The following is a 20,781-nucleotide window of genomic DNA, read 5'->3' as shown; positions in this document are numbered from 1 at the left end:
CCCCTCGTTATTTTTGGAGAAGTTGATTAAAACTCGAAATTAATAGTTAGAAATTTTGATTTATGAATTTTGACTTAAAGGATTTCAACTCAAAACTCAAAACTCAAAATTCAAAAGTTTTAGCAATTCCCCATTTCCATCAGATAGCTATATGTTGCTGAACTGCTAAAACTAAATTTTCAGTCCAGAAATTAGCCAATTCGGCGCTGGCCGCTTCCACCATAACTCGGATTAGCGGTTCAGTGCCAGAAGCGCGAACCAAAACCCGTCCCTGTTCTCCCATTGCTGTTGTAGCACGTTCGATCGCACTTTGCATTGCCTCGCACTCGTGCCATTTTAGACGTTTTTCGCGATCGTCCACCCGAATATTTCGCAGCAACTGCGGATAAGTTTGGAAACTGCCACTTACCAATTGTGCCAAAGATTGCCCGGACTGGCGCACCAGCGAAGCCAAATGCAAAGCTGTCAGCAAACCGTCGCCGCTGACACCGTAATGCGGGCAAAGAATGTGTCCAGACTGTTCGCCGCCCAACATCGCACCAGTGCGCTGCATTTCAGCGTGAACGTACTGATCTCCGACGTTCGTTCTAGTTAGTTTGCCCCCCAATTCTTCCCAAGCTCGCTCGAAGCCGAGGTTAGCCATTACAGTAGAAATAATTAAATTGGACGGTAACTGTTCGGAGTCGCGCAACTGCCGACCCCACAGATAAAGAATGTAATCGCCGTCAATAGCTCGACCTTTGTTGTCAACACCCAAAACTCGATCGGCATCGCCGTCAAAAGCAAAGCCCAAATCAGCATTGTGTTCCAAAACCGCCGCTTGCAAACTTTCGAGATGAGTAGAACCGCAGTTAACATTAATGCGAGATCCATCAGGAGAGTCGTGCAAACAGATCACATCCGCTCCCATTTTCGCGAACACCGCCGGCGCCAAACCCGCGGCCGCCCCCCAAGCCAAATCCAAAACTATCCGCATTCCCTCCAAATTCATCTGTTGCAGCGAATCACAGAGGGAAGTGGCATAATCTTTAACCAACTCAGACCGATGGTAGTGGTGTCCCCAAGCCAAGCTAGCAACCGGAACCTTTGCCCCCCGGATTCCCGCTTCGATTTGTTCCTGCAACTGCTGCGACAACTTCGAGCCGTTTGAGTCGAAAAACTTAATGCCGTTGTCTTCTGGGGGATTGTGAGAAGCCGAAATCATCACTCCGCCGACCGACTCCGAAACGCTTGCCAGATAAGCAACGCAGGGAGTGGGACACAATCCCAAATTCCACACTTCCAAACCGGCGGCCGTCAAACCCGCTGACAGTGCCATTGCCAGCATATCGCTGGAATTCCTGCTGTCTTGCCCCAAAATCACAGGCCCCTGGTTGGGGGAATGTTGCCGTAGAACTTGTCCAGCCCAGAAGCCCACTTGCAGGGCTAAGGGTGCATTCAGCAATTCTCCAACTTTCCCGCGAATGCCGTCTGTGCCGAAGAGTTTGGTATTTGGCAGGGAGAGGCTATTTCCCAGCAGAATCGTATCCAGTTTGGCTGGCTGTGCCGAGTTAACAGCTTGAAAGTCGCTGCCACGAGGGCGCGAAGGTGTCTGAACCATATTCACTCCTTTAGGAATATTCACACTCACACTTTGGGTTCATGTTACAACTGAAAGCTTTATTTTCAGCCTAAACTCCATTTATTTCGTCGATTGCTAAGGCAACTTGCTCTGACAACCTACGCACAAAGCTTAACCTCATCGGAAAAATTTGTATTTTACCCAAGGGAAAAACTTGGAGTCCCGGGCGCGCCAACGCCATGAAACCCGGTTTTTTTCTGCCTCCAGGAGTGACGCTGCTGCTGTTTTAGCCTGTCAGGCACTGCGGGTATAGAAGGTTAATGCTGTATTGCCGTATATTTTATGGCGGCAAATTTCTAGGCCGGAAATCGGTTGTATCGATCGCTCAGGGCTGTGTTCGATCGCGATTTCGCCGTTTGGTGCTAGCATTTCTTGGCTGGCGATCGTGTTTAACACAGGCTCGTACAAGTCGCTGGCGTAGGGCGGATCAAAGTAGATGCGATCGAACTGCTGCCCCGCTAGTGCCGCCAATTTCGCCGTCGCGTTTCCCCGCAGTATTTGGAATGTTTGGGACGAGTCTGCTACTTGCTCCCAGTTTTCGCGGATAATCGCACAAGCTTTCGCCGACTGTTCGATGCCAGTGACACTCGCGGCTTGCCGACACAAAGCTTCTGCACCCATCGAACCGCTGCCGGTACAAATGTCAAGCCATCTGCAATCTGCGATCGTCCCTTGCCAAATATTAAATAAAGCTTCTCTGACTCGCGAAGGTGTAGGGCGAGTGGCGAGTCCCGGCAGGGTTTTGATTTGGCGATTGCCAGAGATTCTTAAACTCATTTAGGAAGAAGGAAGAAGGAAGAAGGAAGAAGGAAGAGGGAAGAAGGAAGAAGGAAGAGGGAAGAAGGAAGAAGGAAGAGGGAAGAAGGAAGAGGGAAAAAGGAAGAAGGAAGAACACTTTTAAAAATGTCAAACCCGGTTTCGGCAATTTACCGGGTTTTTCAATATTCATGCCACCTAAGCAGGTACTTTTTCCCGAACCAGACTGACAAAATTTGACAGCATTTGCAATCCCGTACTCGAAGACTTTTCCGGGTGAAATTGCACGGCCATCAGATTGTCTTTAGCTATAGCCGCCGTCACGTTTTGACTACCGTGAGTCACAATTGCAGATCGCACTTCCAAATCCACCGGATCGACATAATAAGAATGCACGAAATAAACCCAAGGATCAGACGGTAAATTTTGCCACAGCGACAAATCCGGCTGAGTAAATTGCAATTGATTCCATCCCATGTGGGGAATTGTCAAACCCGGTTCCGAGCGAAATCGGCGCACTTTTCCCGCAATAATGCCCAATCCCGGTTCTACACCTTCTTCGGAACTTTCAAACAGAATTTGCAAACCCAAACAAATGCCTAAAAAAGGTTTTCCCGAGGCGATCGCCCTTTTTATCGGTTCTATCAAATTGCGCGATCGTAAATTCTGCATTGCCGGGTCAAACGAACCAACTCCCGGCAAAACCACCGCATCAGCCTGCTCGATTATAGCAGGAGAATCTGTAATTTTTGGCACTGCACCCACATTTTCCAAGCCTTTACAGACCGAGTGCAGATTGCCCATGTCATAGTCTACTACTGCAATGACAGACATTGACTTACTTGCCTTATATTATCAATATCAGTATTATTGCACAAATATGACGGCGAAAATCCTGCTAACTTCATTTGATACTTGGCTTCCCCATCAGCAATCTAACTCTTCGGACGACTTATTAGCCAAGATTTCCCAGATCAAATCTTTGCCGGATTCCCTGACTTTTTTGAGGAAACTGCCAGTAGATTTCCAGCTAGCACCTAATTTAGCGATCGCCGAAATCAACCATATCCAACCTGACACTATTATCTGCTGTGGCATGGCCGAAAGCCGGCAAAAATTAACCATAGAATCTTGCGCTTGCTGCGATCGCGACATTCTGAAAACAGCAGTTAATCTCGAACCGCTAGTCGCTGATTTAGCTGCAACAGAAATCAGTCACGAAGCCGGAAAATTTGTTTGCGAAGCCCTGTATTATGCGGTTTTAAAACACCTTGCACATTCTAAACTTAGCACCAAATGTATTTTCGTACACGTACCAATTTTAACTGATGAAAACACCGACAAGATTGTCGCCGATTTTTTATTAATTTTAACTCGCCTCCCTTAACAACTGACAACTAACAACTAACAACTGACAACTGACAACTGACAACTGCCAGTTGCCAACTGACAACTGCCAGTTGCCAACTGCCAACTCTTTAGCCGCCGTAATTCCAACCCGTGCTTTCTAGCAGCAACGGATTGCCTTCTCGGTGGACGCCTGCAGCCACAACTTCTCCCACATAAACCGTGTGATCCCCGTGTTCCACAGCGCCGACAACTTTGCACTCGATGTAACCCAGAGAATCCGAGATAATCGGACAACCAGTTTCCGCGCCCGGATAAAATTCTACATCCTCAAATTTATTGCCAACGCGGCGCTGCTGCTTAAAGAATGTCTGGGCTAACTCTTTCTGTCCCGCTTCTAGGAAACTCAAAGCAAAGACACCGCTGGCTTTGATCATGGCGTGGGATTTGGAGTCTTGCTTAACGCAGTTGACAACTAAGGGAGGGGTAAAGGAAGATTGCATCACCCAGCTAGCGGTGAAACCGTTGACTTCCTCCCCGTCTTTGACACCGCAGATGTACAATCCGTGAGGGATTTTCCGCAAGATGGTCTTTTTAGCTTGTTCGTCTAGCACGGGCTTACCTGTTCGATCGATAATTCTACACCGCTCAGTTTACCAATGTCGGGCCCACAAACCCACCTGTCTTAAGGGCTATTCGCTAATATTGCCTTTTGCGATCCCAAACTTGACACCAGTTTTAAGTGAAAATTAACAACTCACAACTATTATGAAACTCCATACTTTTTAAACCAATCTTGCATCCGTTTCCAAGCATCCTGAGCTTCTTTTTCCCGGTAACTGGGCCGATAGTCAGCGTTAAAACCGTGCGGCGCATCTGGATAAAGCACAATTTCGGAACCGCTGCTGCCAGTTTTGAGAACTTCCTGCATTTTCTCAACTGTATCGTTGGGAATTGACTGGTCTTTGCCCCCGTAAAGCGCCAATACGGGCACTTTCAAACTGGCTGCAATGTCGATCGGCTGTTTGGGAGTTAAAGCCGTAGAATCGCCAACCAAACGCCCGTACCAAGCCACTCCAGCTTTGACTTTTGGGTTGTGAGAAGAGTACAGCCAAACAATTCTGCCACCCCAGCAAAATCCTGTAATTCCCAACTTATTAGTATTGCCTTTTCCTGACTTTTGTGCCCACTCTACGGTAGCATCTAAATCGGACATAACTTGCTCGTCAGGAACTTTCGAGACAACTTTACTAATAATTTCTTGAACCTCGGTGAGTTTAGAAACATCACCTTGACGGGCAAACATTTCTGGGGCGATCGCTAAATAACCTAATTTTGCCAAACGGCGGCAAATATCTTGAAGGTGCGCGTGAACTCCGAAGATTTCTTGAATTACTAAAATTACTGGAAAATTGCTGCCGCTGGCTGGCATGGCTCTGTAAGCTGGAATTGAGCCGTCTTTTACAGGAATTTTTACCTCACCTGCAACTAAACCAGCAGCATCCGTATTGATAACGGCAGCCGCAATAGGATGAACTGCTAAGGTAAATCCGGCGCTTAATGCGGTGACAATGATAAATTGTCTGCGAGTTAAATCAGTCATGGCGATTTTAGATTGTAGATTTTAGATTTTAGATTGGGGAATTGAGAATTGGTAATTGGGAATTGGTAATTGGTTATTTCATAATTGCTCCTTCTTCCCTCTTCCTTCTTCCTTCTTCCTTCTTCCTTCTTTCTTCGAGGGTCGGAAAAGCCGATCGTGCTCTGGATGGTACAAGCGCGATCGTCCTTCTGCTGATTTTCCCAACGCCGGACTAATCACATACATTGTCGTTCTGATCAAATTATTTTCGCGCGTAGCAACGGCCATTTTGTCAAGGGGAACTAGCACAATTTTTTCATCGGGCCAGCCCAACCGATAACAAATCGCTACAGGCAAATCCGATGGATAATGTTCCATCAATTTAGCTTGAGCTTTTTCGACATGGCGGGCGCTCAAATACAGACACAAACTCGCTTGATGAGCCGCTAAACTCGCCAATTCTTCGCGTTCCGGTACTTCTGTTCTGCCGCTAATTCGCGTCAAAATAATTGTCTGCACAACTCCCGGAACTGTCAACTCAATTTTAAGTTTAGCCGCCGCAAGTTGGAAAGCGCTAATTCCCGGGATTACCTCAAAAGCAATTCCTGCGGAAGCCAAAGCTTGCATTTGTTCGCCCACGGCCCCGTAGAGACAGGGATCGCCCGAATGCAGACGGACGACGCTTTTTCCGTCGCGCACTCGTTCCACCATCAAAGGTACAATCTCTTCGAGGGTCTTATCCGCAGTTTGGATCACTTCAGCATCTGCGCGTACCCCCTGCAAAATTTGCTCTGGGACTAGCGAATCAGCAAATAATATGACATCGGCAGCAGCCAGTAATTTTTGAGCCTTAACAGTCAACAAATCCGGGTCTCCCGGGCCTGCACCTACAATGTATACCCCTGGAATTAGGGCTTCAATCTCTGTCAAACTCATGGCTGCTAAAAAATTTGCTAAATTTACGGACGCTTCCGGATGTACCTATTTTGATTGGAAGTAAGGGATGGTAGATGCACCCTGGTTTTGAACCCTAGAGACTAACCTCTCTGGGGTTTTTTATTGATCCTCTGGCAATTTCGGAGTGATCTTTGCCCGATCGCTATTCGGGGAGACAACATCGGGTAAAGGTCGATCGAGCAAATAAAGCCAAGCTAACCCGCCCAACCCTAAAACAATCCCAGTCAAGCTTACCATCTGTGCCGTCCGCAGCGGTCCGAACATCAAACTATCAGTTCGCAACCCTTCAATCCATACTCTACCGGAACTGTAAGCTGCGATATAAACCAAAAATAAAGCACCTGTTTTCAAGCGAATTTTGCCCTGCAAATCGCGGAAAAATAAAGTCAGAAGCAACCCAAATACTGTCAGATTCCACAGGGATTCATATAGAAATGTGGGGTGGAAATATTCAAAATTAGCGTAGGCGGGCGGGCGGCTATTTGGCGGAATATATAGTTTCCAAGGCAAATCAGTAGGACTGCCAAAAGCTTCCGAATTAAAGAAATTTCCCCAGCGTCCGATCGCCTGACCAAGAATTGCCGAAGGCGCGATTAAATCTGCCAATTGCCAAAAAGAAACTCGCTGAATTTTAGCAAAAATTAAAGCTGCGATCGTGCCACCCAAAATCGCCCCGTGAATGGCAATTCCGCCTTTCCAAATCGCAATAATATCTTCAGGTCTCTGGGCGTATTGCGGCCACTCGAAAGCCACGTAATAAATTCGAGCACAGGGAATAGCGCCCAGAACCAGCCAAATTGCCAAATCACCCAGCAATTCCGGGTTGACGCGGCGTTTTTGGGCCAAGTATTGGGACAGACTGACCCCAATCAAGACGGCAGAAGCTATCAACAGCCCGTACCAGCGGATGGTGACGGGGCCGAGTTGAAAGATAATTGGGCCCGGCGATGTAAATTGAAAGCCTAAAGGCAGCGCAAGAATATTTAGCACCATAAAAGTTGCATTAATTGTGATGGAAAGCTGTCAAATTTGCATACCCTTTAACAAACTCCAGAGTTTATTTTAGGTGGCTGCGGTCATTTACACGCAATATTTGGGGAATTTTGCCAAAAATTAACTTTGTTGCGGACATTGGTGTCTGGACTTTTCTTTGTGAGTCCACAATAAGATACCCCCTAACCCCCTTTCAAAAAGGGGGAACCGGATTATTCTCAAAGTCAACCCCTACTCCCCTTCTTAAAGGGGATTTAGGGGGATCGAGACTTCGCCTTTTTGAGGATTAACGGCAGTTTTGGTCGATAAGTTTTAATATGGAGGATGGCTTTAAATTTTCTGATGACCTATGTCTCCTACTTCCGTTTCTCAGGTGTACTCTTCTGGTAATTCCAAGGGTGCGAATCAGTCTCGCAAGACTGCTGCTTTGGCTGTTGAGTCGGGTAAAATTCCGCCCTTGTTGGGGGCGAGTTTAGCTGAGTTAACGGAGTGGGTGCAGCAGCAGGGACAACCGGCTTATCGCGGAAAGCAATTGTACCAGTGGATTTATGAGAGAGGTGCGCGATCGATCTCTGACATTTCTGTATTCTCGAAACAGTGGCGCGAGACTGTTGCTAAAATTCCGATCGGGCGATCGACCATTCATTATCGATCGGTCGCACCAGACGCCACGGTAAAGTATCTCTTAAAATTGGCAGACGGTCAAATCATTGAAACAGTAGGCATTCCCACCGATAAACGCCTGACTGTGTGCGTCTCAGCCCAAGTGGGCTGCGCGATGGGATGCGACTTTTGCGCTACCGGAAAAGGCGGTTTCAAGCGCAATTTAGAAAAACACGAAATCGTCGATCAAGTCTTGACTGTACAGCAAGATTTCGGCCGCAGAGTCAGCCACATCGTATTTATGGGAATGGGCGAACCCCTGCTGAATTTCGATAATGTTGTAGCTGCTGTCAAGTGTTTGAATCAAGATGTAGGAATTGGACAGCGAAACATCACCATTTCTACAGTAGGAATTCGCAATCGCATCAGCCAACTAGCCGAACATCAACTGCAAGTTACCCTCGCCGTCAGCCTCCACGCTTCCAATCAAAGATTGCGCGAAGAGTTAATTCCTAGCGCCCGCCCTTATCCTTTGGGTGAGTTAATCGCAGAATGTCGGGAATATGTGCGATCGACTGGACGCAGATTGAGTTTTGAATACGTACTTTTAGCAGGTGTGAATGACTTACCGGAACACGCAGCCGAGTTAGCAACTCACTTGCGCGGTTTTCAGTGTCACGTCAATTTGATTCCTTACAATCCGATTCAGGAAGCTGAATATCAGCGACCGACTCCCAATCGAATTAACAGTTTCGTTGCGACTTTGAAGGAAAAGAAAATTGCAGTTAGCGTGCGGTATTCTCGCGGCTTAGAAGCAGATGCAGCCTGCGGACAATTGCGGGCATCCGAGGTTTAAGTTTCAAGAGTTATGAGTTATGCAGTGTGCGGTAAAATAAATTTACTAGCACTCATAACTCATACTCGTAAATACTGAATTTCAAGCTTTAAGACAATTAAATTGTTAATATAATCCTTTAAATATGGAACATGACAGCATAGAATATGACTTAAAAAATGAGCCTAGTCTCAATCTTTTAAGAATTGACAATGCACCATTAATTATTAGTTTTTTATATCTACAGTTCAAGTCTTCAGATAAGATTACCGTTTTCCAATCAGAACTCGTAGAAAAACTTGAAAATTATTTAGAGAAGCTGCGCGAACATGAACCAGAACGATATTGTAGGAAAGCACAGACTTACCTGGACACCTGGTGCAATAGCGATCATCAGTTCTTGAAGAAATATTATTTAACAAAAAATGACGATCCAGTTTTTGAACTTGCACCGGGTACTAATCGGGCGATTGGTTGGCTGGAAGATTTGAAGAGGAGAGAGTTTATTGGCACTGAATCCCAGTTTTTAGAGATATTTGCACTGCTCAAAGAAATTGTCACTAAAAGTACAGAAGATCCAGCAGTGCGTTTGGAGGAATTAGAAAAACAAAAAGCAGCCATTCAGAAAGAAATCGACACCATCGAACAAACTGGTGAGGTTGAGCGCTACAGCGAAGCTAAGCTCAAAGAGTGGTTTCTTAAAGCTAATGATGTGGCGCGTCGGCTGCTTGCTGACTTTGGAGAAGTCGAGCAAAATTTTAAAGCAATCACGGACAAAGTGAAAAAGGCACAGCTAAAAGAGGAGGGGGGAAAGGGTTTAGTTGTCGCACAGGTAATTGATGCCGATGAAGAAATTAGAAAATCCGATCAGGGGCGCAGCTTCTATGCCTTCCGAAATTTTCTGGCAGATCCTTCCAAACAGGAAGAATTGGAAAAAATGATTGATGGGGTATATGGCTTGCCAGAACTTCATGATTTGGGTAAAAAAAATCCCATACTACGAATAATTAAACGCAGTCTAATTAAAGCTAGCGACAAAATTATTAAATCAAATTATCGTCTTGCCGAACAGTTGCGAAAAACGCTGGCAGAACAGCATATCGCAGAGAACAGGCGAGTGAAAGAACTGATTGCCCAAATTAAAAAATTAGCACTTACCGTGGTGGAGAATCCTCCAGAAACTGAGGAATTTATCTGGATAGAAGGCGACCCGGAAGTGCAAATGGTGATGGACAGACCGAGATGGAAACCCACAGAAGAGCGAATATTTAAAAGCTACAATTTTAGCGAGGAAAATGGCGATTTATCGAGGAAGAAACTTGAGGAACTCCGAAATTATTGTTATGTGGATGAGGAAGTATTGAAGCAGCGGATTGCTGCAATGTTGGAAAGTCAACATCAGGTAACGCTAGCTGAAATAATTGAGAGGTATCCGGTGGAAAACGGTTTACCTGAAGTTATTGCTTATTTGGCGATCGCTTCGGGCGATCGAAAACACGCGATCGATGACTCCGCGAGCGATCGCATAGACATCGCCAGTTACAATAAGGAAAACCTCATGCACCTGACACTGCCGCAAGTTATTTTTAAAAGATAAGCACAGCAAATTTATGATAGAAAACGACCTTATAGCACCCTACGCACCAGCAATCATCAAATTACTACAAGGTATTCTGTATGAGGATGACAGTGATTGGGGTCTGCTATTGAACAACGAACGAAACGTCAAAGAATACTTCGGGAAAATTGGCGTGACAGTTTATTTAGATGAAAAAGAAGGGTATGCTTATTTACAGCAGCCCGATCGCGAGGATGACGACGAGCAAGCAAAAACACTTCCCAGGCTGGTTAGGAGAGTTGCCCTGAGTTGGGAAGTTACGATACTATGTGTTTTATTGCGCGAGGAATTGCTAGAATTTGAGGCCAGCACCTCTAATTCCACTCGCTGCATTCTGTCTAAATATAAAATTCACGATTTAATGCGTCCGTTTTTTCAAGAGCAAACTAATGACGTACAGCTTGTGAAAAAATTTGACAGTACGATCGATCGAGCCGTCAAGTTGCACTTTTTAAAAGAGTTAAAGGGTACAGAAGGCGAATATGAGGTTCGCCGCATCCTCAAAGCTAAAATTCCCGCTGACAAATTGAAGGAAATCAAAGAAGAGTTAAAAGCACATGGCAAATCTAATGCTTGAATTTGAACCAGACAATTCCAAAGCTGGATACCGCTTGCATCGGCTTGAAGTATTAAACTGGGGAACTTTTAGTCAGGGTACGATCGCCCCATGCGGTTACACTTCCTTGCTCACGGGGGCTAATGGTTCGGGTAAATCGACGTTGGTTGATGCACTGCTGACATTGCTGGTGCCCAGTAGAAAGCGGAATTATAACTTGGCTTCAGGTTCGGAAAAGCGAAAGCGAGAGCGAGATGAAAAGACCTATGTACTCGGAGCTTACAGCACAATTAAAAGTGAAGATGACCACAAATCTAAACCGAAGTACCTGCGTACCAAAGATGATTATTCAGTTTTACTCGCTTATTTCTATAACAAAGGATGCGAACAGAAAGTCACCTTGGCTCAGGTTTTGTGTGTAAAAGAGAAAGTTGAAAAGTTGTTTGTGGTTGCTGCTGGTAAACTCAGCATCGCCGAGCACTTCAATAATTTTGAAAACTTCCCAGAATTAAAAAAGCAATTAGCCTCTTTATTGCAACCAAAGATAGAAATATTTGACACATTTGTTGACTACAGCAAACACTTTCGCAAAACCTTTGGTGTGGAATCTGAAAAAGCTTTCGATTTATTCAATCAGACAGTCAGCATCAAAGAAATTGGAGAATTAAATGAGTTTGTGCGCGGTCATATGCTGGACAAAATTAATCTTGAGGAGGAAATACAAAAGCTAACTAAATATTATGAAGATTTAACTTGTTCCCATGAAGCAATGCAGAAAGCAAAGAAACAGATAGAGATTTTAAGACCGCTAATTGCTGATTCTGACAACTACGAAAATGTCAAGCGAAATCTGGATCAAGTGAAGGAAGTATTACGAGTTGTTCCTGCCTATTTTGCTCAGCGTAAAATAGGTTTGTTGCAAACAGTAATTGTAGACAAACAACAGGAACATACTCAAGCAAACCAGGATTTAGTAGAAATAAATGGGGCTTTAAAACGCTTGCGACAGCAAGAGCTAAATTTAAAATTAGACATTGAAAATGACGATAAAGGACGGCAAATAAAAGATTTAGAACAGGCAATTAAGACTTTAGAGGAACGGATCTATAATTATAAAATAGCAGCCAAAAAATATAATCAAATTGCTGAAGGTATAGGATTTCCAGCTTACAGTGACCGGGATACATTTAATAGTTCTGCAATCCAGGCGGAGGAAAGGCAAAAAACTGTTACCGAAGAAATCACAAAATTAAGAAGTCAACGCGATGAGGAAACAAGTAAGAAGAAACAACGTGAAAATATTTACACTGAGTTAGACAAAGAACTGCAATCTTTAAAACAGCGAAAAAATCAGATTCCCGGTGTAAACGTCCAACTAAGAAAAAAAATATTAACTGCTTTGGAAATTGCTGAGGCGGAAATTGCTGAGGAAGAAATTCCTTTTGTCGGCGAACTGCTGAAGGTAAAGGATGGAGAAGGCGAGTGGGAAGGGGCAATCGAAAAACTGCTGCACAACTTTGGACTGCGACTCCTAGTTCCTGAAAGGCATTACCATAAATTCACTAAATATGTCGATCGAACTAATCTGGGTCGTCGCGTAGTTTATGAGAAACTTTCCACTAAAAATTTACATCAGGAAACTAGAAACTTAGATAAGAATTCCTTGTTTAATAAATTGGACATTAAACGTGATAATGAATATATTACTTGGCTGACTAATGATTTATTAAACACATTTGGTAGCTGCATCTGTTGTGAAGATTTAGATAGGTTCGAGCGGGAGAATTATGCTATTAGAAAAAATGGCTTGATAAAAAAGGGGAATAGACATGAAAAAGACGATCGCCATCGAATCAACGACAAAAGTCAATATATTTTGGGATGGGACAATTCTGAGAAAATCAAGGATTGTGAAGCTAAACTGAATGAGCGTAAAGCAGAGATTGATATAGTAGAAAAAGCGATCAAGGAGATTGAAACAGCACAAGAAGAGTGCGACCATCAAAAGAAGCTGCTAGAAAAGTTATTGGAATTCAATGATTTTTCTGCGATCGACTGGAAACCGGAGGCTAGCAAGAAGCAAAAGCTAGTAGAGCAAAAGCAGGAGTTAGAGGAAAGTTGCGATCGCCTAAATGACTTGAAAAGAACACTAGCTGCTGTCAGCGCTGACATTCAGAAAAAGGAAGCAGATAAAACTGGCGCTGACAAAAAAATTGCTAATCTCGATCGCGATATCGACGCTTACCAACAACAGAGGGATGAATGCGACAGGCGATCGACATCATGCACATCCGAAAAGATTCAGACTTATACTCCTAAAATTGAAGAGAGTCTCAAAAATCAAAGTCTGACCCTCGCTAACATCCATCCTTCGGAATCTGAAGTAAATGAGTCTTACCAGAGTCACATAAACGACGCAAATAGCAAGTTAACTTCTTTGGAAAGAAGCATTGACAAACAGATGGATAGTTACAAGCGAGAGTATCCCGAAGAAACTGCCAATGTTGACGCATCATTAGAAGCGATTCCTGAGTTCAAAAAGATGCTACAAAGGATAGAAATAGATGGTTTACCCGCACAGGAACAAAAGTTTAAAGAACTGCTAGATCGGAAAATTAGTGACGCTATTTCTAATTTTAAAGAGGCGTTAGAAGACTGGGAAAGTGAAATTAAACAAAAAATTTACGAGATAAATCAATCCTTAAAAGTGATTGAGTATACAGACTCGACTTATATACAAGTCCAATCGGAAATTAACCGAGACACCCAAATTAAGGAATTTAAAAATCAATTGAAGGCGTTGTGCTATCGTGATGTAGGCGTTGAGCAAACTTCTGAAGCTGACGAAGCTAGCTTTAAAAAAATTAAAGAGCTGATCGATCGCCTCAAGTCAGATGAGCCGTGGAGAGCAAGAGTCACCGATGTGCGTAATTGGCTTAATTTCTCAGTCAGCGTCAGAAATAAAGATGACCACACTCAGAAGGAATATTACTCCGATTCCTCTGGAAAATCGGGCGGGCAAAAGGCTAAATTAGCCTACACCATCCTAGCGTCAGCTATTGCCCATCAATTCGGATTAGTACAAGATAAAACAAAATCTGAGTCATTTCGTCTGGTGGTCATTGATGAAGCTTTTAGCAAGTTAGATGAAGAAAATGCAAAGTATGCAATGGAGTTATTTAAACAATTAAATCTTCAGCTTCTGGTAGTTACGCCCAAAGACAAAATCTACGTTGTTGAGGATTATGTAGGCTCTGCTTACTATGTTGAAAACAGCCGTGAAGAGAACGACTCCAAGGTTTATAATATATCCCTAGAAAAGCTGCGTCTAAAACAAATGGCTTCAAATTAACTGTGTCTGTTTATGATTACACCCGACGAAATCAGAAAGAAAGCCGATCGACTATATATTCCCTTCCTGCAATCCTTGCTCCAGGCAGAACCTTTTTTCCCGCGAGATTTTACGGCAGGTCGCACAATTCCCGACGACTTCCAGAAGCTAAGAGATGCTGTTGAGCAACTTAAGAAAGGCTCAAAACATTGCGTTGGGTACGGGTATCAAGTTGAGTCGATACGGCGGAAAACTCGCTTTGATATGCAGTCGTTACCATCCAGAATTATATTTGAAACCGAGACAGATTATCTCAAATTCGTGAATAAGGAATCCGAAGTGGCGGATTTTAAAAAAGCTGTAGCAAGGATGAGAAATGAATTCCCTGAATTGAATATCTGGCTCAGTCAAAATCCTAAAAAAGTAATCAAGCACTTAGGAAAGTGGGATAATTTATTGCGCGTATGCCTGTATTTCCAAAACAATCCCAAACCCCACCTTTATCTTCGCGAACTACCGATAAATGTTCACACTAAGTTCATCGAACAAAATCAAGGTATTCTAAATGAATTGCTGTCAGCTATCCTGCCAGATGATGCTATTAATCAAGAAGAAAATGATTTTGAAAAGCGATTTGGTTTGCGATATGCTGAGCCATCGGTAACTATCAGAGCTTTGGATCAAAACCTACAGGTGAAGTATGGCATTAGCACCTCGGAGATGAGCATACTCATTTCGGATTTTGAACGTCGCAATCTTCAAGGATACCGCTTTATTATTACTGAGAATCTGATGAATTTTCGCACATTACCTGATTTAAGCAACAGCTTTGCGCTGTGGGGAGAGGGCTTTAAGGTAGCTATTTTAAAAGATGTTGAGTTGCTAATGCATTGCCAAATAATTTACTGGGGCGATTTGGATGCCCAAGGGTTCCAGATTCTTGCGAAGTTAAGGTCTTATTTTTATCAAACAATTTCTGTTATGATGGATCGAGAAACTTTCGATACATTTCAGGAATCTGCTGTGCCGGGAACATTGTGCAAGGTTGCTAACTTATCTTACCTGACACCGGAGGAGCAGGATTTATTTGCTGATTTATCCAAGCAAACAATTCGTTTAGAACAGGAAAAGATACCGAAGGATTTTGTAATTTGTCGGTTGAATAATTTGACCGCTCGGTAATATCGTTTCCGGTGGCATCGGAATCATATATTTGGATGAAATCGCGTGAGCCCCGCTCGCATTACATAATTCCGATGCTACCGGAGATGATATAAGCCCACATAAAAGAAACAGCTCTTTACAAGCGTTTAACAAGTATCCACCGCAACTCTAACGGCGGTGTTTCTTGCACCGAAAATAAATCGCGCCCGCTAGCCCAACTGACAAACCAAGGTGTCGGCGGCCACGCAGAGTCAGGCAAATGTTTTTGTTCGTATTCAATCACAGATTCATCTGAAATAATTTCTAACGGCAAACCCTCTATTGCTGCTTGCAATTCTTCTCTGGTAATCAGATAAGACCAACACAATTCAGACATTTGTTTTGCCATCTCGTCGGGTTCGTACCCATCTACAGCTAAGAAAGTGCTGAATAAGATAAACCCGCCGCTTAACACAGCATCAGACATTTTGCCGAGGAACAGGCGGATTTGTTCGCGGTAGCGGAAATGAGAGAGAACTTCAGTAGCAATGGCTAATTTGTACCGATAAGTTTTCATCCTCAATAATGGGTCTAAAACGTCGCCTTGGGTGACATTTATCGGTAAGTTTTCGGCGGTTGCTGCTGCTGATAGTTTCTCGGCAAATATGGGTGTTAGTTCGATCGCATCCACGGAATGACCTAACCTTGCTAAGGGCAAACTATTGCGCCCTGGGCCGGCACCAACATCTAAAATAGGTGCTTTTCCCGGTTCGCCTAATTCGGCGGCAATGGCGATGACTTTGGCATCGGGATGGCTGCCGAATAAAGGTTCGGGGCGAATATCCGGCCAGCTATGATATTTCTGGGCCATCGATTCGACTTGAATCTTGGTATTCAGAGTAATGCCGCCGGCTAAACCGCTTTGGGAATTGGCGGGAAAATATGAGACTATTAGATTAGCGTGGGGGGAATTTTTGAATCCTTCTGCTAAGGCGTTGGCGATTAATGTTCGCAAGTTTTCGGCTTGGGCAGCGTCGATGTTTTGTCCAAGAATGTTTAAGAAGTCGGACAGCAATTTAAGATAGTCGTCTAGCATTGATGGCAAGCAAGGCAGATAGAATTCTCCCTTGAGGCCGATGTTCTTTTTGAGCCTTTCTTTGAGAATTAATTTCAGGCGATTGGAGTCTATCAGCGGCGGCCCTGTTTCGGGTGATTCGCTGACTGGCAATTCGGGGATAGATGCGGCACTGGTAAGGTTTTTAGTCACAATCTTTTTGATTAGATTCAGCAATAAGTGCGATCGCACCGAGCATAATCTTGTGCTCTTGCACCTGAATTCGAGCGTGCAGGGTTTCTGCGGTATCATCAGGCAATACCGGCACCGCAGCCTGCATTAAAATCGGCCCGCTGTCTACTTCTAAACGGGCAATATGCACCGTACATCCGGTGATTTTAACCTTAGCGGCCAGTGCTTGCTCGACGGCGCGAATTCCTGGGAAACTCGGCAGTAAGCTGGGGTGAATGTTAATAACGCGATCGGGAAAAGCATCAAGCAAAACTTTGGTAACAATTCGCATCCAACCCGCCATCACTACCCATTCTACATCATATTCTTGAAAAGTTTTGACAATTTTTGTATCTAATTCTTCGCGGCTTTTGCAGTCGCGGTGATTGAGCAGAATCGAGGGAATGCCGTATTTTTCTGCTCTGGCTGCGGCTTTGGCTTCGGGGTTGTTGTAAATTAATACTGGGATTTTAGCGTTGAGTTCTTTGTTTTGGATAGCTTGGGCAATTACCTCGAAGTTGCTGCCGCTTCCAGATGCTAAAACTCCTAATTTTAATGGAGGATGGGTCGGAGCGAGCGCACTTTTGCCAATCTCAGGAGAAATCAGGCAGGCATTGGAATTAACAGATACTGGATTAGCGGTCATAAAGATAAAAACTATTCACTCGTCTTCTACAATACAGGTAAAGGGTAAGATGTGCTTCGGTGCACTCTACATGGAGATATTGCCTAAGTCCTAAGTATATTATTTTTTTCCCTGATCTACTGATTCACTCCTATTCTACAATATTCTCAAAAAACTCTTCCCTGATAATAGAATAAAGTTTTAAATCCCAATATCGGTCTTTCACAAATAGGTGCTGTCGCAATACCCCTTCCAATTGCATTCCCACTTTCTCCATCACCCGCGCGGAAGCAATATTGTTAACTTCACATCGAGCCATAATTCGATTCAGCGACATCTCCCGAAAGCCAAATTCAATAACTGCATTAACAGCCTCGCTCATGTATCCTTCTCCCCAATATCTCCTAGAGAGTGCGTAGCCAATTTCCGCGCGGCTGTGCGTCATGCTCCATTCCACAAATCCGCAAGTTCCGATAAACTTTTTCTCGGTTTTATGAACGATTCCCCAATCTACAAGCTCTCGTCTTTTGTACATTTTAGTAAGTGACCTGAGAAAGTATTTAGTGTCTTCGATCGAGGTGTGAGTTGACCACATTGTGTATTGTGATACTTCGGGATTTGAGGCATACTCAAACATATCGCTTGCATCGTCTAAAGTAATTTTTCTTAGCAGGAGCCTTTCAGTTTCTATAGTGGGTAAATTAGCTAATATATCGAGAAGGTTCATTGTGACAGTGACCTATATTGTGATACCATTTAAAACTAAAAGCTAAAATTTACAAGCCAATGGTTCGGATTAAATTTGGGCGTTTTAACTGGTTGGATAATGATGCGATCGCAGCTTGGACTTTCCTGGCCCCAGCTTTGCTGTTTCTGGGTACTTTTTTGATTTGGCCGATCGCCTATTTATTTTACCTCAGCTTTACCAGCGGCAGCTTTACCCAGTCGGGAGTGCGTTGGATTGGCTTCAACAACTACTGGCGTCTAGTCACAAACCCGGATTTCTGGCAAATTCTCCAAAATACGCTCTATTTTACTACTGCAACAGTCATTCCCAGTTTAGTGATTCCATTGGGCTTAGCAGTTTTGCTAAATCGCTCGTTTGCTTGGCGAGGAGCTCTCCGCACCGCTTATTTTATTCCTTCGATTACCTCTTTAGTTGCAGTAGGCTTGGGTTGGCGGTGGTTGTTTCAAACCGAAGGCCCGGTGAATAATGCCCTAAGTGCGATCGGCTTAAATCCAATTCCTTGGCTGAGTAGCACAGTTTGGGCAATGCCCGTGATCATTCTGCTCAGTGTTTGGAAACAATTAGGCTTTAATATGGTAGTATTTTTAGCAGGATTGCAAGCAATTCCGGTAAATCGTTACGAAGCCGCAGAATTGGATGGAGCTAATGCTTGGCAGCAATTTTTGTACATCACTTTACCCGGTTTGCGACCGACTTTAGTATTTGCTACTGTCACTACTGCTATTTTTACCCTGCGGAGTTTCGAGCAAGTTTATGTCATCACTGGTGGCGGCCCTTTGAACTCTACTAATTTGCTAGTTTATTATATTTACGAGCAAGCTTTTTCGCAATTTGATTTTGGCTATGCAGCCGCAGCGGCAACTTTCCTGATGGCTATAGCTTTGCTATTAGTTTATTTACAACTAAAAGTTTGGGGCGAAGATGCTTGATTAGCTAGGGGTATGGACACGGCAATGCCCATTGGTGTTAAGTTAACGTCCAAATTTACCAGTCTTTTGTCCATCTAATAAGCCTCTCGATCCCCCCTAACCCCCCTTAAGAAGGGGGGAAAAAGAGCGTCAAAGTCCCCCTTCTTAAGGGGGATTTAGGGGGATCTAATTTCGGCTATAAACGAGAGATACAAAGGATTTGAAACTTAAATTGACACTAAGGGTTCATGCCGTGTCCGTACAAATAAAATGTGCAATTAACTAGATTCACCATTACCGATTCCCAATTTTATATTCCATGTGATTGGCTGTTTGTTCAGCTTGTGCTGTACCCAAAAGTTTGCCGACAACGTGCAAAGACATATCAATTCCCGCAGCAATTCCCCCAGAGGTGATGATTTTGCCATTATCTACAAATCGCTGATTTTCGATAATAGTTGTGTTGGGAGCTAATTCTCTCAATAAATCCAATACTTGATGGTGTGTAGTTGCTTCCAAACCTTCCAACAAGCCAGCTTTTGCCAAAAGCAGCGAACCCGTACAGACGGAAAGCACTAATTCTGCTGTTCGCGCACAATCTTTTATCCAATCAATAACTGCTGAATTATCGATTAACTTTCTAGTACCTTGGCCTCCCGGTACAATTAAAATATCCGGTGGCGGACAATCGGAAATGGTGCAGTCGGGATTTACACTCAAACCATTGCGGGCGTTGACAGCACCGGGATGTTCGGCTACGGTAGAGACTGCAAAAGGTCGATCGCCTTTATTTAATTCTGATGTCACCGAAAACACTTCAAAAGGGCCTGCAAAGTCCAGTACCTCGACATCATCGAACATTAAAATAGCTACGTTCCTAGTTGTCATAAGACCTACTTCTGATAGAGGCAAAAAATCTCGGCGATTTGTTATCGTAGAACTGGTATAATTTAAATTATTAAAGCTATGCCGAAAAATATTCGCCATCGCGCCGTAACAATCTGTCTTTTATGTCTGGCTTGCGCCTTAGCGATTGCTGTTGCGCCAATTGTCACGCCCGCTCAATCCACAAGTCAATTAGAGTTTCGCATTACTCAATTAGAAGGGCAAATTTCTGAACTCAGGGGACAATTCTACAGTTTGCAGAACCAAAGTTCTAGAGTTAACCGACCTCAGTCTCCTTCCCCTTCAGGTTCGGGTCGCACAAATCCTAGAACGCTGTCGGGAGACCCGATGTTTGATAATTTAGCAACTTTGGCAATTGAAAACAAGCAAGATATTATCAAAATTCAAGAGCGGTTGTCAAAGCTAGAAGCGTCGAGAAATCGCTAGAGAAGGAAGAAGGAAGAAGGAAGAAGGAAGAAGGAAGAAGGAAGGGGCGACCCGGATACACGGATTAATTATTGAGCAAAAGTAGGGAGTCAGGAGTCATTAGTCATTAGCCAGAAGGAAGAGGGAAGAGGGAAGAAGGAAGAGGGAAGAGGGAAGAAGTCAGTAGTCATTAGTTAGAAGGATGAAGTCATATTCTCGCCAACTCAAAACTCAAAACTCTCCCCCTCTCCTTCTCTCCCACTCTCCGACGTTGAGGTCGAGAACAGTAGGGTCTGCTAAAAGTTAACTGGCAGAACTATTCAATGATATGGAAATAAAAGGCTGCAACCACAAAATTGATTGCTAACAGCAACAGAAACCAGCCTGCGCGAAAGGTGTAAGGGAATTTGCCCGTTTTCATCACGGACTCGGATTTTAATTGGTTCTTCGCTATCTCTGCCATAGGTAAAGCTCCTAATTCATAATGTCACTCTATTTACAAATAGCAGAGAGCGTCGCACTTATGCACAATCCTCTAGAGTTATTTTTTGTAACAAGGAGT

Annotated in this window: 20 protein-coding genes; 8 read left to right on the top strand and 12 right to left on the bottom strand. The window is 43.9% G+C overall.

Going from position 1 to position 20,781, the window contains the following annotated elements:
* Positions 1-139: 139 nt before the first annotated feature.
* From glmM to hisH, 3 genes are all read right to left on the bottom strand, one after another.
* Positions 140-1,600: a phosphoglucosamine mutase gene (gene glmM, locus QUA36_RS13990; protein ID WP_333458084.1), complete on the bottom strand. Its 1,461-nt coding sequence runs from the start codon at positions 1,598-1,600 to the stop codon at positions 140-142.
* 255 nt (positions 1,601-1,855) lie between these two features.
* The gene (rsmD, locus tag QUA36_RS13985; protein WP_333458082.1) at positions 1,856-2,398 is read right to left on the bottom strand and encodes a 16S rRNA (guanine(966)-N(2))-methyltransferase RsmD; all 543 of its coding nucleotides are present in this window, start codon (positions 2,396-2,398) and stop codon (positions 1,856-1,858) included.
* Positions 2,399-2,575: 177 nt separating this feature from the next.
* The gene (hisH, locus tag QUA36_RS13980) at positions 2,576-3,211 is read right to left on the bottom strand and encodes an imidazole glycerol phosphate synthase subunit HisH (protein ID WP_333458080.1); all 636 of its coding nucleotides are present in this window, start codon (positions 3,209-3,211) and stop codon (positions 2,576-2,578) included.
* On the opposite strand from hisH, the gene QUA36_RS13975 reads away from it, so the two are divergent.
* Positions 3,201-3,764, top strand: coding sequence for a pyroglutamyl-peptidase I family protein (locus tag QUA36_RS13975; RefSeq protein ID WP_445301436.1), 564 nt, complete (start codon positions 3,201-3,203; stop codon positions 3,762-3,764). The genes hisH and QUA36_RS13975 overlap by 11 nt on opposite strands.
* Before the next feature lie 91 nt (positions 3,765-3,855).
* Here QUA36_RS13975 and QUA36_RS13970 read toward each other — a convergent pair whose 3' ends face one another.
* From QUA36_RS13970 to lgt, 4 genes are all read right to left on the bottom strand, one after another.
* On the bottom strand, positions 3,856-4,338 hold the full coding sequence (locus QUA36_RS13970) for a flavin reductase family protein (protein WP_333166147.1): 483 nt from the start codon (positions 4,336-4,338) through the stop codon (positions 3,856-3,858).
* Between the two features lie 152 nt (positions 4,339-4,490).
* Positions 4,491-5,327: a dienelactone hydrolase family protein gene (locus QUA36_RS13965; RefSeq protein WP_333458078.1), complete on the bottom strand. Its 837-nt coding sequence runs from the start codon at positions 5,325-5,327 to the stop codon at positions 4,491-4,493.
* Positions 5,328-5,405: 78 nt separating this feature from the next.
* Positions 5,406-6,242 carry a precorrin-4 C(11)-methyltransferase gene (cobM, locus tag QUA36_RS13960; RefSeq protein ID WP_333458076.1) on the bottom strand — a complete coding sequence of 279 codons (837 nt, stop codon included), beginning with the start codon at positions 6,240-6,242 and terminating at the stop codon, positions 5,406-5,408.
* Positions 6,243-6,362: 120 nt separating this feature from the next.
* The gene (lgt, locus tag QUA36_RS13955; protein WP_333458074.1) at positions 6,363-7,256 is read right to left on the bottom strand and encodes a prolipoprotein diacylglyceryl transferase; all 894 of its coding nucleotides are present in this window, start codon (positions 7,254-7,256) and stop codon (positions 6,363-6,365) included.
* Between the two features lie 349 nt (positions 7,257-7,605).
* Between lgt and rlmN the strand changes: the two genes are divergently transcribed.
* The 5 genes from rlmN to QUA36_RS13930 all read left to right on the top strand — a co-directional run bounded on the left by rlmN (position 7,606) and on the right by QUA36_RS13930 (position 15,381).
* On the top strand, positions 7,606-8,715 hold the full coding sequence (rlmN, locus tag QUA36_RS13950; RefSeq protein ID WP_333458072.1) for a 23S rRNA (adenine(2503)-C(2))-methyltransferase RlmN: 1,110 nt from the start codon (positions 7,606-7,608) through the stop codon (positions 8,713-8,715).
* Between the two features lie 124 nt (positions 8,716-8,839).
* Positions 8,840-10,291 carry a DUF3375 domain-containing protein gene (locus tag QUA36_RS13945; RefSeq protein ID WP_333458071.1) on the top strand — a complete coding sequence of 484 codons (1,452 nt, stop codon included), beginning with the start codon at positions 8,840-8,842 and terminating at the stop codon, positions 10,289-10,291.
* A 13-nt stretch (positions 10,292-10,304) separates the two neighbouring features.
* A complete protein-coding gene (locus QUA36_RS13940) occupies positions 10,305-10,889 on the top strand; it encodes a DUF4194 domain-containing protein (RefSeq protein ID WP_333089358.1) in 585 nt (194 codons plus the stop codon).
* Positions 10,882-14,220: an SbcC/MukB-like Walker B domain-containing protein gene (locus QUA36_RS13935; RefSeq protein WP_333458069.1), complete on the top strand. Its 3,339-nt coding sequence runs from the start codon at positions 10,882-10,884 to the stop codon at positions 14,218-14,220. Before QUA36_RS13940 ends, QUA36_RS13935 begins: the two co-directional genes overlap by 8 nt.
* 12 nt (positions 14,221-14,232) lie before the next feature.
* A complete protein-coding gene (locus QUA36_RS13930; RefSeq protein ID WP_333458067.1) occupies positions 14,233-15,381 on the top strand; it encodes a Wadjet anti-phage system protein JetD domain-containing protein in 1,149 nt (382 codons plus the stop codon).
* A gap of 118 nt (positions 15,382-15,499) precedes the next feature.
* Here the strand turns inward: QUA36_RS13930 and QUA36_RS13925 are convergent, their stop codons facing one another.
* From QUA36_RS13925 to QUA36_RS13915, 3 genes are all read right to left on the bottom strand, one after another.
* On the bottom strand, positions 15,500-16,609 hold the full coding sequence (locus tag QUA36_RS13925; protein WP_333458065.1) for a class I SAM-dependent methyltransferase: 1,110 nt from the start codon (positions 16,607-16,609) through the stop codon (positions 15,500-15,502).
* Positions 16,602-17,273, bottom strand: coding sequence for a phosphoribosylglycinamide formyltransferase (purN, locus tag QUA36_RS13920; protein ID WP_333455721.1), 672 nt, complete (start codon positions 17,271-17,273; stop codon positions 16,602-16,604). The genes QUA36_RS13925 and purN overlap by 8 nt, the downstream gene beginning before the upstream one ends.
* Before the next feature lie 130 nt (positions 17,274-17,403).
* Positions 17,404-17,979 carry a GNAT family protein gene (locus QUA36_RS13915; protein WP_333167253.1) on the bottom strand — a complete coding sequence of 192 codons (576 nt, stop codon included), beginning with the start codon at positions 17,977-17,979 and terminating at the stop codon, positions 17,404-17,406.
* 59 nt (positions 17,980-18,038) lie between these two features.
* Here QUA36_RS13915 and QUA36_RS13910 point away from each other — a divergent pair, with 59 nt between their 5' ends.
* On the top strand, positions 18,039-18,929 hold the full coding sequence (locus QUA36_RS13910) for a sugar ABC transporter permease (protein WP_333455719.1): 891 nt from the start codon (positions 18,039-18,041) through the stop codon (positions 18,927-18,929).
* Between the two features lie 273 nt (positions 18,930-19,202).
* Here the strand turns inward: QUA36_RS13910 and QUA36_RS13905 are convergent, their stop codons facing one another.
* Positions 19,203-19,796, bottom strand: coding sequence for a DJ-1/PfpI family protein (locus QUA36_RS13905; protein ID WP_333458062.1), 594 nt, complete (start codon positions 19,794-19,796; stop codon positions 19,203-19,205).
* A 78-nt stretch (positions 19,797-19,874) separates the two neighbouring features.
* On the opposite strand from QUA36_RS13905, the gene QUA36_RS13900 reads away from it, so the two are divergent.
* Positions 19,875-20,240 (top strand): hypothetical protein, encoded by a 366-nt coding sequence (locus QUA36_RS13900; protein ID WP_333458060.1) that lies wholly within the window; start codon positions 19,875-19,877, stop codon positions 20,238-20,240.
* 295 nt (positions 20,241-20,535) lie between these two features.
* On the opposite strand, the gene QUA36_RS13895 is transcribed toward QUA36_RS13900, so the two are convergent.
* Complete coding sequence (locus QUA36_RS13895) at positions 20,536-20,682, bottom strand: photosystem I protein PsaX (RefSeq protein WP_333107338.1); 147 nt, start codon at positions 20,680-20,682, stop codon at positions 20,536-20,538.
* Positions 20,683-20,781 lie beyond the last annotated feature (99 nt).

Origin of the sequence: Microcoleus sp. Pol10D4 (assembly GCF_036701555.1) — a bacterium.
Lineage (GTDB): Bacteria > Cyanobacteriota > Cyanobacteriia > Cyanobacteriales > Microcoleaceae > Microcoleus.
Note: the sequence above shows the minus strand (reverse complement) of the source record. Positions and strands in the feature narration are given on the sequence as shown.

Excerpts from the sequence above, each read along its gene's own strand:
- glmM (WP_333458084.1), bottom strand. The coding sequence starts at position 1,600 with ATGGTTCAGACACCTTCGCGCCCTCGTGGCAGCGACTTTCAAGCTGTT.
- rsmD (WP_333458082.1), bottom strand. The coding sequence starts at position 2,398 with ATGAGTTTAAGAATCTCTGGCAATCGCCAAATCAAAACCCTGCCGGGA.
- QUA36_RS13975 (WP_445301436.1), top strand. The coding sequence starts at position 3,201 with ATGACAGACATTGACTTACTTGCCTTATATTATCAATATCAGTATTAT.
- hisH (WP_333458080.1), bottom strand. The coding sequence starts at position 3,211 with ATGTCTGTCATTGCAGTAGTAGACTATGACATGGGCAATCTGCACTCG.
- QUA36_RS13965 (WP_333458078.1), bottom strand. The coding sequence starts at position 5,327 with ATGACTGATTTAACTCGCAGACAATTTATCATTGTCACCGCATTAAGC.
- cobM (WP_333458076.1), bottom strand. The coding sequence starts at position 6,242 with ATGAGTTTGACAGAGATTGAAGCCCTAATTCCAGGGGTATACATTGTA.
- lgt (WP_333458074.1), bottom strand. The coding sequence starts at position 7,256 with ATGGTGCTAAATATTCTTGCGCTGCCTTTAGGCTTTCAATTTACATCG.
- rlmN (WP_333458072.1), top strand. The coding sequence starts at position 7,606 with ATGTCTCCTACTTCCGTTTCTCAGGTGTACTCTTCTGGTAATTCCAAG.
- QUA36_RS13945 (WP_333458071.1), top strand. The coding sequence starts at position 8,840 with ATGGAACATGACAGCATAGAATATGACTTAAAAAATGAGCCTAGTCTC.
- QUA36_RS13940 (WP_333089358.1), top strand. The coding sequence starts at position 10,305 with ATGATAGAAAACGACCTTATAGCACCCTACGCACCAGCAATCATCAAA.
- QUA36_RS13935 (WP_333458069.1), top strand. The coding sequence starts at position 10,882 with ATGCTTGAATTTGAACCAGACAATTCCAAAGCTGGATACCGCTTGCAT.
- QUA36_RS13930 (WP_333458067.1), top strand. The coding sequence starts at position 14,233 with ATGATTACACCCGACGAAATCAGAAAGAAAGCCGATCGACTATATATT.
- purN (WP_333455721.1), bottom strand. The coding sequence starts at position 17,273 with ATGACCGCTAATCCAGTATCTGTTAATTCCAATGCCTGCCTGATTTCT.
- QUA36_RS13915 (WP_333167253.1), bottom strand. The coding sequence starts at position 17,979 with ATGAACCTTCTCGATATATTAGCTAATTTACCCACTATAGAAACTGAA.
- QUA36_RS13910 (WP_333455719.1), top strand. The coding sequence starts at position 18,039 with ATGGTTCGGATTAAATTTGGGCGTTTTAACTGGTTGGATAATGATGCG.
- QUA36_RS13905 (WP_333458062.1), bottom strand. The coding sequence starts at position 19,796 with ATGACAACTAGGAACGTAGCTATTTTAATGTTCGATGATGTCGAGGTA.
- QUA36_RS13900 (WP_333458060.1), top strand. The coding sequence starts at position 19,875 with ATGCCGAAAAATATTCGCCATCGCGCCGTAACAATCTGTCTTTTATGT.
- QUA36_RS13895 (WP_333107338.1), bottom strand. The coding sequence starts at position 20,682 with ATGGCAGAGATAGCGAAGAACCAATTAAAATCCGAGTCCGTGATGAAA.